This is a genomic window from Novipirellula caenicola, from assembly GCF_039545035.1.
Lineage (GTDB): Bacteria > Planctomycetota > Planctomycetia > Pirellulales > Pirellulaceae > Novipirellula > Novipirellula caenicola.
The window spans coordinates 1-15,506 of the sequence record NZ_BAABRO010000010.1; the positions used below are offsets into that span (position 1 = coordinate 1).

7 protein-coding genes and 1 tRNA gene are annotated in these 15,506 nt (G+C 55.2%); 4 read left to right on the forward strand and 4 right to left on the reverse strand.

Annotated features, from left to right (window positions below; genetic code table 11):
* Positions 1-682: 682 nt before the first annotated feature.
* The gene (locus ABEA92_RS18325) at positions 683-1,960 is read right to left on the reverse strand and encodes a metallophosphoesterase family protein (RefSeq protein WP_345685302.1); all 1,278 of its coding nucleotides are present in this window, start codon (positions 1,958-1,960) and stop codon (positions 683-685) included.
* A gap of 360 nt (positions 1,961-2,320) precedes the next feature.
* On the opposite strand from ABEA92_RS18325, the gene ABEA92_RS18330 reads away from it, so the two are divergent.
* The gene (locus ABEA92_RS18330) at positions 2,321-3,100 is read left to right on the forward strand and encodes an SDR family NAD(P)-dependent oxidoreductase (RefSeq protein WP_345685303.1); all 780 of its coding nucleotides are present in this window, start codon (positions 2,321-2,323) and stop codon (positions 3,098-3,100) included.
* Between the two features lie 213 nt (positions 3,101-3,313).
* Here the strand turns inward: ABEA92_RS18330 and ABEA92_RS18335 are convergent, their stop codons facing one another.
* Positions 3,314-5,785 (reverse strand): peroxidase family protein, encoded by a 2,472-nt coding sequence (locus ABEA92_RS18335; protein ID WP_345685304.1) that lies wholly within the window; start codon positions 5,783-5,785, stop codon positions 3,314-3,316.
* 464 nt (positions 5,786-6,249) lie between these two features.
* Between ABEA92_RS18335 and ABEA92_RS18340 the strand changes: the two genes are divergently transcribed.
* Positions 6,250-7,449: a C40 family peptidase gene (locus ABEA92_RS18340; protein WP_345685305.1), complete on the forward strand. Its 1,200-nt coding sequence runs from the start codon at positions 6,250-6,252 to the stop codon at positions 7,447-7,449.
* Positions 7,446-8,603: a dipeptide epimerase gene (locus tag ABEA92_RS18345; protein ID WP_345685306.1), complete on the forward strand. Its 1,158-nt coding sequence runs from the start codon at positions 7,446-7,448 to the stop codon at positions 8,601-8,603. The genes ABEA92_RS18340 and ABEA92_RS18345 overlap by 4 nt, the downstream gene beginning before the upstream one ends.
* 2,395 nt (positions 8,604-10,998) lie before the next feature.
* Here ABEA92_RS18345 and ABEA92_RS18350 read toward each other — a convergent pair.
* Positions 10,999-11,083 (reverse strand) — tRNA-Leu (locus ABEA92_RS18350).
* A 331-nt stretch (positions 11,084-11,414) separates the two neighbouring features.
* On the reverse strand, positions 11,415-13,124 hold the full coding sequence (locus tag ABEA92_RS18355; RefSeq protein WP_345685307.1) for a proteasome accessory factor PafA2 family protein: 1,710 nt from the start codon (positions 13,122-13,124) through the stop codon (positions 11,415-11,417).
* A gap of 455 nt (positions 13,125-13,579) precedes the next feature.
* Between ABEA92_RS18355 and ABEA92_RS18360 the strand changes: the two genes are divergently transcribed.
* Entirely contained in the window at positions 13,580-15,259 is a 1,680-nt protein-coding gene (locus ABEA92_RS18360; RefSeq protein ID WP_345685308.1) for an alpha-keto acid decarboxylase family protein, read from the forward strand.
* Positions 15,260-15,506: the final 247 nt, after the last annotated feature.

The following is a 15,506-nucleotide window of genomic DNA, read 5'->3' on the forward strand; positions in this document are numbered from 1 at the left end:
TTAACCCCCGCAAGGTGAAGAAACGCAGTCAAGCTTGGCCCACCAAACGCGACTGCGACCGCAATCCGCCTCCGCCCAATGGCATCTTCGCCGACCAGGTGGAAATGTCGATTTAGCGGTATTGGCCGTAAGGCACCGGGTCGTGCATGGGACCCGGCCGCTTACGCGTCGCGGCTCAATAGACCGACGAAAGTCTTGACGACTTCCGCTACGCCGAACCGCCTGTAGCGGAACTTGTCAAAAGTTTCGTCCCCCCTCCCCCTTCCATCCGCGCAACGTCTTCTAACCCTACTCAACGAAAGCCTCAACAGATCGTTGATTATTTGAGCCGTGGACCGTATGGCACCGGGTATCGCGGAGACCCGGCCGCTGACGCGTCACGGCTCAGGAGACCGACGAAAGTCTTGACGACTTCCGCTACGCCGAACCGCCTGTAGCGGAACTCGTCAAAAGTTTCGTCCCCCCTCTCCCTTCCATCCGCGCAACGTCTTCTAACCATACTCAACGAAAGCCGCAACGGATCGTTGACTATTTGAGCCGTGGGCCGTCAGGCACCGGGGCCTGTGTGGGACCCGGCCGCTTACGCGTTACGGCTCAGTAGACCAACAACCCGTCAAGATTTTCGTTCCACGGCTAATGCGAATCACCACCTTCTGGCGAAACTATCTAACGGAAAATGCCGTTACGACCATTGATGTTCATGCAACACTTTGCCGTCGAGGTCCACGATACGGATCATTAGCGATTTCTGGTTGCCGTCGTCACTCGCATCGATGATCGTCAATGTGGCTTGATCCGGTTTGGGACCACCACCGACGAACTGCAGGATCGGCATCTCCTTGCTCGCCGCGTCAAGCCGGTCGCGATGCATGTGCCCCGATACAATCGCTTGACAATTGGCTTGTTTCAGCATGGGCAGCCATAGCTTGGCCCCAAAACCGCTGTAGCTTGCGTAACCATCGAGCGTCGTGCCGTCATTTTGTCCGTCGGTTCCTCGCAGCGGGATATGGCAGGCGACGACCTTGTAGCGGGCATCGGCGATCTCAGGTCGCTTGAGCGTTTGAGCCAACCAAGTCGCTTGTTTTTCTCGGTAGGGTTCGTAGGCTGCGGTGCCTGCGAATACGGGATGGTGATCCGGTTTGTCTTCTCCGGTGTCAAGTGTGATCAACGCCAGAGGCCCGAACCGTAGAGCTTGATTGTAGGGTAGTTCCGATGACTCGGGAGCCGCAGCAAAACTGTCGATGACTTCACGAGCTCGTTGACCTCGCACGTCATGGTTTCCATTGCTAAACAGTATCGGACGAGTGCTCGCCCAAGATCGCTGTGGATCTTGGGCGGGATTCAGCAAGATCTGTTCAGGAGAATCGGAGGCGTCGAAATCGTTGCAGCTGTCGCCATTCCAAATCAGCAAATCGGGATCGAGTTTATCAATCTCACGGTGAAGCGCATGGATTGTTTCCAAGTTTTCGTGCGTGTCATTGATACTGACGATGCGAACCCGCGGAGCCGATGCACTCGTCAATTGCAATGGATAGGTCGCGGTGGATTGAGGTTCGCCACGCTCGAGCACGTACGCGTTGGCATAGCGAAGCGGTTGAACTTTCACGCGGTAAAAGATCGGCCGATCGGTTGGCAGGGCTTCCGGGTGATGGACGCGAACATGCAGGACACGATCATCGGCGTGAATCAATCCATACTGGCTCGCCACCGCCGTGAACGGCAAGTCATCTTTGCTGAAGCCATACTCAACCCATGCCGTCGCCAACTGGTTCACAGCAACGCTAACGCCAAACCCATTGCTGCGAGGATTTTGCACGACCGGAGGGCTGGCGATTAGTTCGCTGGCACTGGTGTGGCCCGTTGGCAACTCCGCGCCATCAGCCTGGGCATCTAGGTGAACCGAGGAAATGGCGACCGCAGAAACAGGCACGGTGCCGAGAAACTGACGACGATTGAACATGTTTGGACTCGAAAGGAGGGAATGCTAGGCAGGTGTCATCGGGCGGGATAGCCGTTTTAACCCATTGGGGCGCGTCGTTCCGACTTCTCTGGTAGTTAGCTTCGCTAGATGGTGGTGACATGCACTTGCGCGGCCATCATCCACGCTCTGGCGAGCGTAGCCACAACTCGCAAAGCCGTTGTTCGGTGCAGCCAATATAACCCAAAACCACAGCACCATGGCGGCACAAGTCGTCGAGCTTGACGATCGCGGTAACGATGTGATGCAAGGTTAAACTTATCTTACAATGGACCCAACCTTACTCGAGATGATTCGGGAAGGGGCGGTGTTTTCAAATCACTCGATTCACGTGGATGATCAATGACTCGTTGGCCCGGTATTTCGCAATTCAAACTCGACAACCAAGTCGCCATCGTCACCGGCGGATCTAAGGGACTCGGGGAGGCGATGGCGGCGGGGCTGGCGTCCGCCGGAGCGAACCTGCTGCTCGTCAGTCGCAACGATAAGGAAGCCCAAGATGCAGCGGCAGCGATCGCAGCGGAGTATCCCATCAAAGCGATTGGATTGGCCGCGGATGTTTCGGATGAAGACCAAGTTAAAGCGTTGACACAGCGCTGCGTCGACGAATTTGGTCGCATTGACATCCTCGTCAACAACGCGGCAATCAATATCCGAGGTTCGATCGAGGAGTTAACGCTGGAAGAGTTTCGCGAAGTCCAAAGCATCAACGTCGATGCCATGTGGTTGTGCTGTAAACATGTTTCGGCGGTGATGAAGCAGGTGCAGTATGGCCGGATCATCAATATGGCCAGCACGCTGGGGGTGGTAGGTTTGGCCAACCGAACGCCCTACGCAACCAGCAAAGGGGCGGTGGTCCAAATGACGCGGGCGCTCGGTTTGGAGTTTGCGAAGGACAAGATCACCGTGAACGCAATCTGTCCCGGGCCGTTTCTGACGCCGATGAATGTACCGATCGCCGAGACCGAAGAGGCCAAACAATTTATCGTCGGCGCGACGGCACTGCAGCGCTGGGGAGAGTTAAGCGAGATTCAGGGTGCCGCGTTGTTTCTCGCCAGTCCCGCGTCCAGCTACGTCACCGGTAGCCTATTGACGGTCGACGGAGGTTGGACCGCAAGATGATCCTGTGGGGACCACTCAAGAACGCACGTCGCCTGATGCCCGCACTCGCTCACGCATCTCTGTCGACAGAAATATTTACGCGACAGAAAAATGACGAAGCACCAAAACCGGTAAACAATCTTTCTGTCGCACCAATCTTTCTGTCTTCCCTTGACCGTACACACAATCGCAAGGAACGTTCGACGTGGAGCCGGGGCAACGTTTCAGCGGCTGTTACCGTTGTGGGTTGCGAAACGAGATGTCTCGGCCACTGAAGAACGGATCGACAAGATCAGGACGCAGCGGTTGCTGAAGCGATTGGTCCCCTCGGCCTGATTGCTCGTTGTCCGAAGCGGAACCGCGACGTTGTCCACTGTCGGACCGTTGGCCCGAGTCGGAGCCCGAGCCGGAGCGTTGAGATTTGTCACGATGGTCTGACCCCGTGTCGCCGTCATCATCGCTGAGCGAGAAATCAATATTCTCCAAATGGACGTCCCCGGTTGTTATCGCAACCTCCTCCACCGCGATCGTCGAGACAATGTCGTCGGTTTGCGAAACCAGATAGATTTCGTATTCGCCCGTCCGTAGACCATCTTGAACATCGAAGCGGTAGTTGCCCTCGGAATCGGTTGTCGTTTCAGCAACGATTTCCCCTTCACTGCCCAACTGGATCACCTGTCCCGAGACCCCTTCGGTTGTACCACCCTCCTTGGACTTGTCGTTCCCCTTGGACTTGGTTCGGCCATCGCGATTGTTTTGCTGGACGGTTTCCTCTGTGGTGACTGTGCCTGAAATCGAAGCGCTAAAGAGGAACACATCCTCTTGCAGATCGGTGAGTTCCGTATTGCGCTCGATGATGTCGGACAGCGTCGTACTTTCGATTTCAGCCAACGCGGATCCAGAGAACGTGTTCTCGTACCAAAACCGATCGGCGTCGCGAAGTCGCTCGAATTGGTCCGTGATGATGGTTTGGAACGTTTCGCCGACACTGGCGCCGTCGACATGGTCTTCGGCCAATCCGCCCACCCACAGGTCGATATCATCGACCGTGCCGTAAAGTTGCTCCAGTTTGGCTTGTAGATCCGGGTCCGACGTGATGTCGGCAAAGCTTTCGACGGGATCCAATCCGTAAGCGACCCGCGTCGAGTTGTAGTCCGACAATCCATGGTCCCTGCCCCGCTGGATGTTCAAACTCACCAAGTCGAACCCGCCCGATCCGGGAGGACCAAACAAGAAATTGCGGACGCTGTCGACGACCTGAATATCCAATTCCGAAGATGGGTCGGCCGTCAAATACTTGATGATGGAATCGATTCCATTTTCCGAGACCGCTTCGGGGTTTGAAAACGCCTGGCTCAGCGGGATCTCTTCTGCGATTGCGTTTCCCTCGTTGTCCAAAAACTCGACATCATCGCCAAGCAAGCTATGTCCGAATCGGAACGCGGCGGTCGAGAACTCGTTGGCAATGGTGGGATCAACCGATGAATCGTAGCCATCGTATTCGCTGAGCGCGTCTTCGCCTAAGACCGCCGGAAGCCATTCGTTGTAGGTGATTGCTTGCAGTTCAGCGACCACAATCGCACGCGCTTGCTGATAGATTTCTTCGTCGGTCAGCGTTGGATCGGTAGCTGCAATTTCGTCGGCGAGTCGATTGTGCTCTCGCACGAACAACGTTTGCAGCGCGGTCAGTTCGATGTTCTCGTTTGCGCGTACGTCTCCTGCGGCAAACAATTCGTCGTCAGGAACAATTCCTGCATCATTGTCCATCGGAAGCGTTCCGTCGGGAAACGTTTCGTCGTTGTTGTACGGCAACAAATCGCCTTCGCTCGTCTTCAAATGGCCGCCTGAAAGCGTGCTCAACGCCATCGCGGTTGCATCGTCGGATCCATAAATCACCGAACCGTCGATCCAAGTGGTGATGGCGTTGATCTGTTCGCGAGCGGAATCGGTTCCGGTTTCGGGATCGTAAGCCGACCGGGTCAGCGAAATCGTCTGGGTTCCCGTTGCGAAGGGATCAAAGTATTCGTCGCCCGTAGGGACTTCGATGTCAAACGACTCTTCACCCGTAGGCGTACGTGAGATGTCGTGGTCGATGAATTGGCCCCACGCATAGACGAATGCGGACAAGTCGCGATCGTTGATCAGGCTTTCATCGGTCGCCAGCACATTGCTGATCTCTCGTGCGCTGGGGCGATCTTCACCGGCAGGCTCCGAGATTCCGTCAGCATAGTCGCTGTCCGCGATGCGAGTGAGTTGAGTACCCGCCGTGCCGAGTTCGGGGTTTTCGAGATTGTTGCCCGACCCGTCGATGGACCGATATTCGGTCGGCAGCCCCTCTAGTGAAGTATCGGTTGGAAGATCACTGGGCGCGTCATCCCTCTCGTCTGACGGAACGTCAACGTCATCATAGGACTCTGGAATCTCATGGCGATCGTGTTTGTGCAATCCGCCGCTGTCGGATCGCCGGTGCATATGGTTGGCATTAGCCAGTGATTCGACCGCCGGTGCCACCTCCTCTTGGTGCAAATCTTCAACCATGACGTCGTTGTTGAAGAGATTGGCGGCCAACAGCTGTCGAGCCTCCAAGGACTCTGTCTTCAGACATCGCCGAGTGTTTTTGCGTTTATGCCCCTTCTTCTTTGCTGTAGAGGCTTTGCGGTTGGCGGCGTGACGAGGCTCGGCCCATCGTCCAAAGAAGTTTTCCATGTATGCACCTGATGCAGAGAAGTGGGGGGAGAAGCAACGCCGATAGCCGCTCTGTTTGACCGCCACCGACGTATCCACTTGTGAAGGACGACTTCCCGCCGAGGCTGTCACAGTCTCTAAAAAAAGGTGTCCACTGAGGAAAAATTTCCAGGTGGCTCCAATTCACCTAATCGCCCCTGCAATGGCGACGAGAACCGCCAACAGAGTCGGCGACGGTATTCATCGGTGTTTGTTTCGTCGGGCGCGCACGACGATCGCCAGCGGTATAAAATGAACTTCGCCTGAACGACCGACTCGTGATCCTTCGGGCATCGATGGAGCTGGCCCACCGCCCACCTTGTCAGCTCTTCGTCCTCGCCACTGGATGTAAAACTTCACACCTTCCCATATCCAACCTCGCTAGCCCACGGAATTGCGTGCCGAGGTAAATTGTTTTCCCACCCCAAGCTCGCGGAAGAATGTTGATGATCGTGCTGTTGCCGCTATTGTTCGCTTGTGCGTTTGCATCCCCAGCGACGCCAACCCTTTCAGAGCTGAATGAATTGTTGGACTCGCTACGCGCGACGCATGCACCTGATAGTCGAATTGAACTTTGGGATGTCCAGGTTCATGCCTCACAAAGGGGCCTACGGGTGCAGGGAAACCTGTTGAGTCAAGAAACGTTTGACGCGGTCTCGCAATCGCTTCAGCGGCAGTATCCCGAGGTGGTCAACCAATTGGTGTTACTTCCTGAAAAGGAGACAGGTTCAATCGTCAATGCTCTGGTGAATAATTCAGTGATTCATTTGCGTCGTGAACCCAGCAGCACCAAGGAACTTGTGACTCAGGCCCTGTTGGGCACCCCCGTGCGGATCCTGAAGTCAGAGCGTGGCAAGAGTCTGATCCAAGTTCCCGACGGATACATCGGCTGGGTGAATAACGCCGAAGTGCAGCGTGTCAATCAACAAGAACTGACGGCATATAGAGACTCCGAAAAAGTTATTTACACGGTCCAGTCGGGACGATCCTACAGTGCCCCAAATGTCGAGTCGTTGCCGGTCAGCGACCTCGTGATGGGGAACATCGTCCGCAAAGTCTCGGAGCAGGCTGGATTCACTCAGGTCCTGTATCCCGATGGACGTCGAGGATGGGTGGAGAGTCGCGAGCTGATTTCGGCGGAGGCGATTTTTCATCAAACGACCGTGCAGGATAGTCTTGTTCGGACCGCTCTAAAGTTTCATGGGATTCCTTATCTATGGGGAGGCACGTCGTCCAAGAACATTGATTGCAGTGGACTGATATGCAATGTCTATTTCATGAACGGCATGCTGTTGCCACGCGACGCAAACATGCAGGCCATGGTCGGCCGGGAACTGACTACCGACTTTGTTTCGGACGCTCTGGAGCCCGGGGATTTGCTGTTCTTTGGCAGAAAAGCATCGGCAGCAGCTAAAGAGAAGGTAACCCATGTGGCCATGTACATCGGCGGAGGCGAATACATTCACTCCGCCGGTTACCGGGAACGAGTCAGTATCAACAGCATGGACAGCACCCAACCCAATTTCATCGAGAGCTACCCCGCGATATTTGTGAAAGCGGTTAGGATTGTGGGCGAGCCGTTTGAAGGTTTCCAGTCCACTGCAGAGAATGCCTTTTACAACGAAATCATCAGGAGCAGAGAATGAAGAGCGGACGACGAGCCTTTCTGAGCGGAATGGGAGTGACCTCGCTGGCGACTGTACTGCCACAGACCAAGTGCACGGCGCAGGAAAATCCTGCATCGCTCGCGGCGGCGCCGGCATCGATTGGCAACGGGAAAATGAAGCTAAGCTTTAGGCCCTACGAGTTGCAGCTAGAGCACACCTTTACCGTCGCTGGAAACTCTCGGAAAACAACGCCCGTAGTGCTTGCCGAGATCCAGTACGAGGGATTGACGGGGTATGGCGAAGCATCCATGCCTCCCTACCTGGGCGAATCGCAGCAGTCGGTGATGCAATTCCTCAGCAAGGTGAAGTTGGAGCAGTTCAAGGACCCTTTTCTGTTGGACGATATTCTCGCCTATGTCGACTCGCTGGAAGCAGGCAACCGAGCGGCAAAAGCCTGTGTCGATATTGCCCTGCATGACCTGCTAGGCAAGTTGGTCGGTAAGCCACTGCATAAGCTCTGGGGGATCAATCCAGCAAACACCCCCATGACCTCGTTCACCATCGGGATCGACACTCCTGAAATGGTGAAGATGAAGACGAAGGAGGCTGCCCGGTTCAAGGTGTTGAAAGTCAAACTAGGCGGAGGGAATGACCGGGAGATGATCGAAGCCGTGCGTTCGGTGACGGACGTGCCCATCTATGTCGATGTGAACCAGGGATGGAGTGATAAGCACGAAGCGTTGGAGATGGTGCACTGGTTGGCCGAGCAGGGGACGGAGTTTGTGGAGCAACCGCTTGCCAAGACCGCCGTCGATGATTTGGCTTGGCTGACATCCAAAAGCCCGCTTCCCATCATTGCCGACGAGGCGTTTCAGCGTCTGGGGGATGTGGCCGACTTTCAAGGCGTGTATTCCGGAATCAATATCAAGCTGATGAAGAGCACGGGCTTGCGCGAGGCTCAAAAGATGATCACCGTGGCCCGAGCATTGGACATGAGGGTGATGATGGGATGCATGACAGAAACGTCTTGTGCAGTATCGGCGGCCGCACAACTATCGCCGCTCGTGGACTGGGCCGATCTCGATGGGAACCTGCTAATCACCAACGATCTCTACGAGGGAGTGAAGGTGATCGACGGCAAGTTAACCCTCAGCGACTTGCCCGGCATCGGGATCCGAAGGCGGAACGCCTGATGGCTTGTTCCCCCCGCCGCATCACCGTCGACAGCACGCAATCCCATGCGGCAGTTCTTGAATTTGCGAATTCTTTACAACCCGAAGCGTCAGCGAGGGACCGAGTCAAGATTACGATTCCGCGCTGACGTGTCGGGTTGTGATAACTTGGCACAACACGACTCAGAAATGATTCATAACGTTTCCCAAAACCGCGAATAGATCGAACGACACCTGGCTACCTGTTTAACCATCATCTCGCACTGACGATGATCGGTGGGGATTGTGTTTGGCAGTACGGAGAGACGGCCACCCAAACGGTCGCGCCGGTGACACGTCGAGGGTGGGGAACTAAAGCTGACATCCGTTGACGTCTCCTTCGGTGGGGCTCCTCACGATTGTGATTTCGGTCAAGGGAAGACAGAAAAATTGGTGCGACAGAAAGATTGTTTTACCGTGTTGGTGCTTCTTCATTTTTCTGTCGCGGTAATATTCCTATCGATACAGATGCGTGAGCGAGTACTGACACAAATCAGCGGAACTAAGCTGGTAGGCTGGGATATTTGGTTGGCGTCCCATTTGTCGCTTCGACCAACGCTGCGAAGCATTTGTCACAACCCGAACGCGTCAGCGAGGGAATCTTAAACTTCACTCGGTCTCTCGTTGACGCGTTTTGAAGTTGCTGTTTTTGTGCCGGAGGCACATTGTGCAATAGCCTTGGACTTGAGTCCAAGGTTATCGGTTCTGAAATTGGGACCCCGTCGCGGAGCGACGTTCTGTGGCGGACGACCATGTCACAAAACGTCCCGTTGGGACTCGATTGATACTGGCGAAAATCCTCGGACTAAAGTCCGAGGTTACCGAAATATGTGGCTCCGCGACAGCAAATAACGCAACTTCAAAACGCGAAAGCGAGGAAATCTTTTGCTCGACACGGTCCCTCGCGGATGCATCGAGTTGTTATTCGCCGTGGAACACAACGATAGGGCAATTTCCAGGCGTGTAAGCACGGAGGACTCGGGAGTCCGAAGTCCAAGAGCAACGGTATCAACGACAACGCTTACACACCTCGCTAAGTTTCCGAAGCCGGCAGCGGCACCAACCAGCGTTTTTTGTCTCAGGCCAACCCATCTCCACGAGCGTGCTAAATTAAGTCCCAACGGGACGGCACGATGTAGCCACGTGGCGTGAGCCCGTGGTTGCTGGACACAACGCAATCCCAAAGCCCCGAAGGGGCGACATGAACCACGCGATCATCGAACACAATACCTGACACCAGCGCAGCTTCTCCTCGAAATCAGCTTCTCCGTGAAAGGTGGTTGCCCGCAGGTTGCAGCGGTTCAACGCGAGATAAAGCCCACCTGCCACGTCCGCTTGGAGCGATCGAGGCATTTCGCTAAGCAGCCACCTGCTCCCGCTGATGCGAAGAGGATTGACCCATTTGATTTCTCAAATTCCGAATCTCGCGTCTCATCCTGGCGCAGCCACAAGCAGCCTGTATTGGAAATTGGTAAAAAAATTTACGGGCAAAATGATGAAAAGCCAACGCATCTCCAGTCTGGAAATCATTTTGCCAACGAATCATCTCGCCTAGTGCACGCGTTCGAGAACCAACCAGAACGACTTACTGCAATGAGTCATGGCAGACTGAATCAAACACACGGGGCAATCTATCGCCAAGAGTGTGGCAGGTGAACCATGAGCGGACGAAGTTCGAAACGCTTCCCGCCATCGAAGAAGCGAGGCTCAGCGAGTTTCGATTCGTCTAAACTGACTACAACACAAACCGTATCCACCAAACACTGAACGATCAAACACCGGACGAGTTCGAACGAGCTCACGAACTAACTCTGGCGACCTCAATCAACTTATCCACGGTTCGCAAGTCATGAACCTCGAGTCAGCCTCCGCAAAGCCCCGTCCTAGTTGATTGATGATTTGGGGCCACCACCATTCCCGCAGATCGGTAAGGCTTTGTTGTAGACATCGATATCGACCCGACGAATAAATAACTAGGCCTCAGCGCGGTCGAAAAAATCTTTCTGTCGCACCAATGTTTCTGTCGTCCCGATTCGAACGAACAATGGCGAGACGAGCCGTCAAGACAAAAGACAACGGCTGTCATTTTTTGTTGCCAACATCGCTTACGCTTGGTTTCGCAGCGAGTGACTCTCAGGGGACGCGATCGCTTACCGCCGTGTTGCCCTCGGCAAAGCGTCATTCGGCCGCCAGAGGCGACGGCACCTGTCACCTCGTTTGACAAACTCAATTCGGCTACGGATCCTGAAGACCGGTGCGTGAGTCGCAAATACCGGTGCTCTGCTGTCAAATCAGGCGAGCTGGGGAGTTCGTCGGGACGTGATCCCAAATACCATCCGCGCACGAAAAAGCCCCGTGTATTACGGGGCTTTTTGAATGCGGCCGAGAGGACTCGAACCTCCACGGGATTAACTCCCACTAGGCCCTCAACCTAGCGCGTCTGCCAGTTCCGCCACGGCCGCTCTTGTCGTGCTTTCGCTTAGCAGTATGCAGAGTTTTGCGTCCGCGGCCCAATTCGTCAACTCCCCCCATGCGATTCCTTTTTGTGCACCCCCACCCACCGCATTTTTCAGTCCGTTTGTTCCTGTTTTAACGACCAAATCGCCTCCTGAGGGACGCTGGGTTTAGGCTTCGACAGACGTGCCGGGGTTGCAATACTAGGGATGAGGAATCGTGGTAGCGGCGTATGAGTTTCGTCGTGGGTGGTAAACGTCGAAAGTCTTGACGACTTCCGCTACGCAGTTGGACGAAAGTCTTGACGACTTCCGCTACGTGCTTTGGCCCGCTGCACTGCTATGTGTCGAAGTTGACTCGCTTTCGCTTGCGGCCGCGACCGATCATCGCGTAGGCCCAGTCGGTATGGAACACTTCGTCACTGCCAGTGAACTCACGAATCATCCAGCCGCGTCGGGCCGCCGGGGATCCCGAGGGTGGGGAACGGCGGCGTCGATCGACGTTTTGCTGTTTGACAAGGACCGCTTCTGGCAGCCGCCGGATCAGCTGCTGGAAATACCCCGCGGCGGATAATTCGTGGTAACGCAAATCAATCTTCTTCTTCTCCGTCCACTCGGACTTCTCACCAAGCGCATCGATCAAGTGCTTCTTCGTCATCCAGTCGATGCGTCCGATCGCGTCGCGTGTCTGCGTGTGGTCTCGCCGGAACGCCGACAGGATGTCGATTAGCGATCCCCAGCGACTCAGCACCGTCTCGGATTCGCCATGCCATTGCTTTGACGTTTCGCCAACAAATTGTCTGGCCGCCATCAAGTACTTCTTTTGTATTTCCAACGCCGACAATTCGCCTTGCGACGTGGGCACGCTCGAAATCAAATTCCAATCACTTGCGATGCGATGGATCGATGCGACGCTGTTCTTTAAAACGGGCAAGTCCGCGACCGCTCCCGCTTCGATCATATCGAGCACCAGTGACACCGATGCAAATTTCACATACTCGGCATGATCGGCCATGTTCGAATCCGACAATCCGATTTGCAAGCGTTGACGTCGAGCGAACATGATGCGAGTCGACGCCAACGACAGGAACGTTTTCGCACAATAATGACTGAGCCAATGTCCATAAACAAACACCGGCCGCTCGCCACGAAAGCTTCCCATGTCGGCAATCGTATCGATCGCCATCGCCTTGCTGCTAAGCCGATAACGTCCTTCGTAATCCAGACCTCCCGATCCACAGACCGCTAACCGCGAGGCCAGTAGTGCGGTCAAGTAACGACGTTGGGGGCGAAAGGCAATGTGCCGAGCAACAAAACGCAACACGAGTACGATGGGCAGGTGAATCACTCGCAGTGCAGTGACGAAGAACATCGCAACCACTGGCGGTACCGAATCAAATGCGGTCTTCGGCGGTTGATCGTGCAACGAATCGTGTTCGGTAAATCCGGCAAACTCGCTTGCGTCGTATTCCGCAGCCGAGTTTGGGAAATCCGCCGAGTTTGCCCGCCCACGACGACGCTGTGCCATCCAACCGATCGCCAGCATGCACCACAGCAGCGGTACCGAGACGACCAAGCTGACGACTTGCATCATCCACAGCAGACAGACAAATATGCGGTAGACCAGCAACCAGACGCCGCTGGCGACTTCGGCATCATAGCTCTCTTGGCAACCGTAAATGTGTGAATAGGAATCGGAGCTGTTCTTCAGCACGCGAAGATCAAAACTGGTTTCCGATTCGGCCGTGGCATCGGCCACCAATTGGTCGATCGATCGTTGACAGGTCAACAGTTCTTCGGGGCTTCGCACTTCAGGGGTTGCGATCTCGATCAAACCGCCGGGAGTGTCGTGTAGCGTTGGATTGGATTCAAACGTGACCGCACCACCGCTGGCTAAAAACATCTGCTCGCTGTCGAACAATCCTTTCGCAGTCGGCTGGTCGCGGCGAATCGCTTCGCAGATTTGTTCATAGACAAACAAGGACGCGGGAAGATCTTCGGACGACAACGCTTGCGGGTCGACCGCCAGCGTGGCGTATTCGGTTTCCATCCCCATCAATCGCGATACGAGCGCGGTGGTCCGCTTCGGTCGAACCGCCGCGGAGCGTCGGTGTCTGTCAGCGGAAGCACGAGCGTTCACAATCGCGACTATGGATAACCGAGGTCTGGGAGTGATTAAAAACGGACCCGCCCTAACGCGTCACATTCTAGGGTGTCGCGTAGAGAGCAGATAGACCCGGGAGTGGGGAGTGGGGAGTGGGGAGTGAGGAGTGAGGAGTGAGGAGTGAGGAGTGACAGGGAGACACGGAGACACGGAGACACGGAGACACGGAGACACGGAGACACGGAGAGGGGGAGAGGGTAAATGCTGCGGGTTGTGATATGAGAGGGGGGCGGACAGCAGGGCTGGCAATTTTGGCGTGCGCTGCAGCCCGCTTTTGTATAATAAGATACACGCCGCGAGCTGGTTGGTATTTCGGAGTTCGTTTTTGTGAGGAGACTGCGATGAGTGTGTCAAAGGAAGCCCCACGCCGCGAGACGGCGAACGTGTCGATCGGTCAATACTTGGTGCGGCGTCTGCGTGATTACGGGGTGGACGACCTGTTTGGAATTCCCGGCGACTACGTGCTGGCACTCTACAGCGAACTCGAAAAGAGCCCGATCAATGTGGTCGGCTGTACGCGTGAAGACTGCGCAGGGTTTGCCGCGGACGGCTACGCGAGAATACGCGGGATGGGAGCATTGTGTGTGACCTACTGCGTTGGAGGACTGAGTGTCTGTAATTCGATCGCAGGCGCCTACGCGGAAAAGTCGCCGGTGGTTGTGATTTCGGGATCACCGGGGATCAAAGAACGCAGCACCGGGGCACTGCTGCATCACATGGTTCGCAACTTCCGCACGCAGATTGACGTGTTTGAAAAGTTCACCATTGCGGGGACGGAGCTTTCCGATTCGCTGACCGCGTTTTCAGAGATCGACCGTGTTCTCGATGCCTGTGATCGCTATAAACGCCCCGTCTATATCGACGTGCCTCGCGACATGGTCCACGTTGTGCCTCCGGTCACTCATGGTTACACCGGCGTTTCCTTCAGCAACAGTGAGGAAGCGACCAACGAAGCGATCCAGGAAACCGTGCGGCGTCTTTCGAGTGCAAAGAACCCCGTCATCTTGGCGGGAGTCGAAATGCATCGATTCCGATTGCAAGAACAACTAATCCAGCTGGCTGAATCGGCGAACCTTCCGATTGCGACCACCATGCTAGGCAAAAGCGTGGTGAGCGAACGTCACCCCTTGTTCATCGGTTTGTACGAAGGCGCGATTGGCGATCCGCAGGTGACGCGGTTTGTCGAGGAAAGCGATTGTGTGTTGTTGCTGGGGACGTTCTTGACCGACATCAATTTGGGGGTGTTTTCAGCGAAACTGGATCCAGGACGCTGCATTTTGGTGACCAGTGAAACGCTGCGTATTTCGCATCATCATTATCATGACGTTGATTTGAAGGCGTTTTTGACAGGATTGATCGAAGCCTCGCCGCAGACCACCGAACGCAACACCACCAATTTGATCCCACCACGCAACACCGAATCGGCGGACGAAGCGGGGACCGATTTGTTACAAACCAGTTGGATGATTCGCGAGCTGAACAAGCGACTGGATGCCGACACGATTGTGATCGCGGATGTGGGGGATTCGCTTTTTGCGGCCACCGAGTTGACGATCCACGAGCAGAGTGAATTTCTAAGTCCCGCCTACTATGCGTCAATGGGCTTCAGTATCCCGGCAGCGCTCGGTGCGGCAACGGCCAAGCCGGATCATCGGATCGTCGTGCTGGTGGGCGACGGTGCATTTCAAATGACAGGCCAAGAATTGAGCACACTGATCCGCCACGGACACAATCCAATCGTAATCTTGCTGGACAACCACGGATATGGCACCGAACGCTATCTGCACGAAGGCGAGTGGAAGTACAACGAGATCGCGAGATGGAATTATGGCGAATTATTGAAGGTCTACGGCGGTGGTGTGAGTCATTTGGTGAAGACCAAGTCCGAGTACATTCAGGCACTCGAGCGTGCATGGAACGAGAACGATTCGCCTCATCTGATTCAAGCGAAATTGAAAGAGAACGACGCGAGCCAGACCTTGCGAAAACTGGCTGAACGCCTGAGCAAATCGGTCGGATAAACGCCCCCCATCTCCGTAGCGGAAGTCGTCAAGACTTTCGACGGTTGGGGGGCATATTGCGGGCGTGGGGATGAAGTTGTGGCGTGGAACGAAACTTTTGACGAGTTCCGCTACGGCAAATCGAGAGTAGCGGAAGTCGTCAATACTTTCGACGGTTGGGGAGATATTGCGGGCGGGTGGATGAAGTTGTGGCGTGGGCCGAAACTTTTGACAAGTTCCGCTACGGCAAATCGAAAGTAGCGGAAGT

Excerpts from the sequence above, each read along its gene's own strand:
- ABEA92_RS18340 (WP_345685305.1), top strand. The coding sequence starts at position 6,250 with ATGATCGTGCTGTTGCCGCTATTGTTCGCTTGTGCGTTTGCATCCCCA.
- ABEA92_RS18355 (WP_345685307.1), bottom strand. The coding sequence starts at position 13,124 with ATGGAAACCGAATACGCCACGCTGGCGGTCGACCCGCAAGCGTTGTCG.
- ABEA92_RS18360 (WP_345685308.1), top strand. The coding sequence starts at position 13,580 with ATGAGTGTGTCAAAGGAAGCCCCACGCCGCGAGACGGCGAACGTGTCG.
- ABEA92_RS18330 (WP_345685303.1), top strand. The coding sequence starts at position 2,321 with ATGACTCGTTGGCCCGGTATTTCGCAATTCAAACTCGACAACCAAGTC.
- ABEA92_RS18325 (WP_345685302.1), bottom strand. The coding sequence starts at position 1,960 with ATGTTCAATCGTCGTCAGTTTCTCGGCACCGTGCCTGTTTCTGCGGTC.
- ABEA92_RS18335 (WP_345685304.1), bottom strand. The coding sequence starts at position 5,785 with ATGGAAAACTTCTTTGGACGATGGGCCGAGCCTCGTCACGCCGCCAAC.
- ABEA92_RS18345 (WP_345685306.1), top strand. The coding sequence starts at position 7,446 with ATGAAGAGCGGACGACGAGCCTTTCTGAGCGGAATGGGAGTGACCTCG.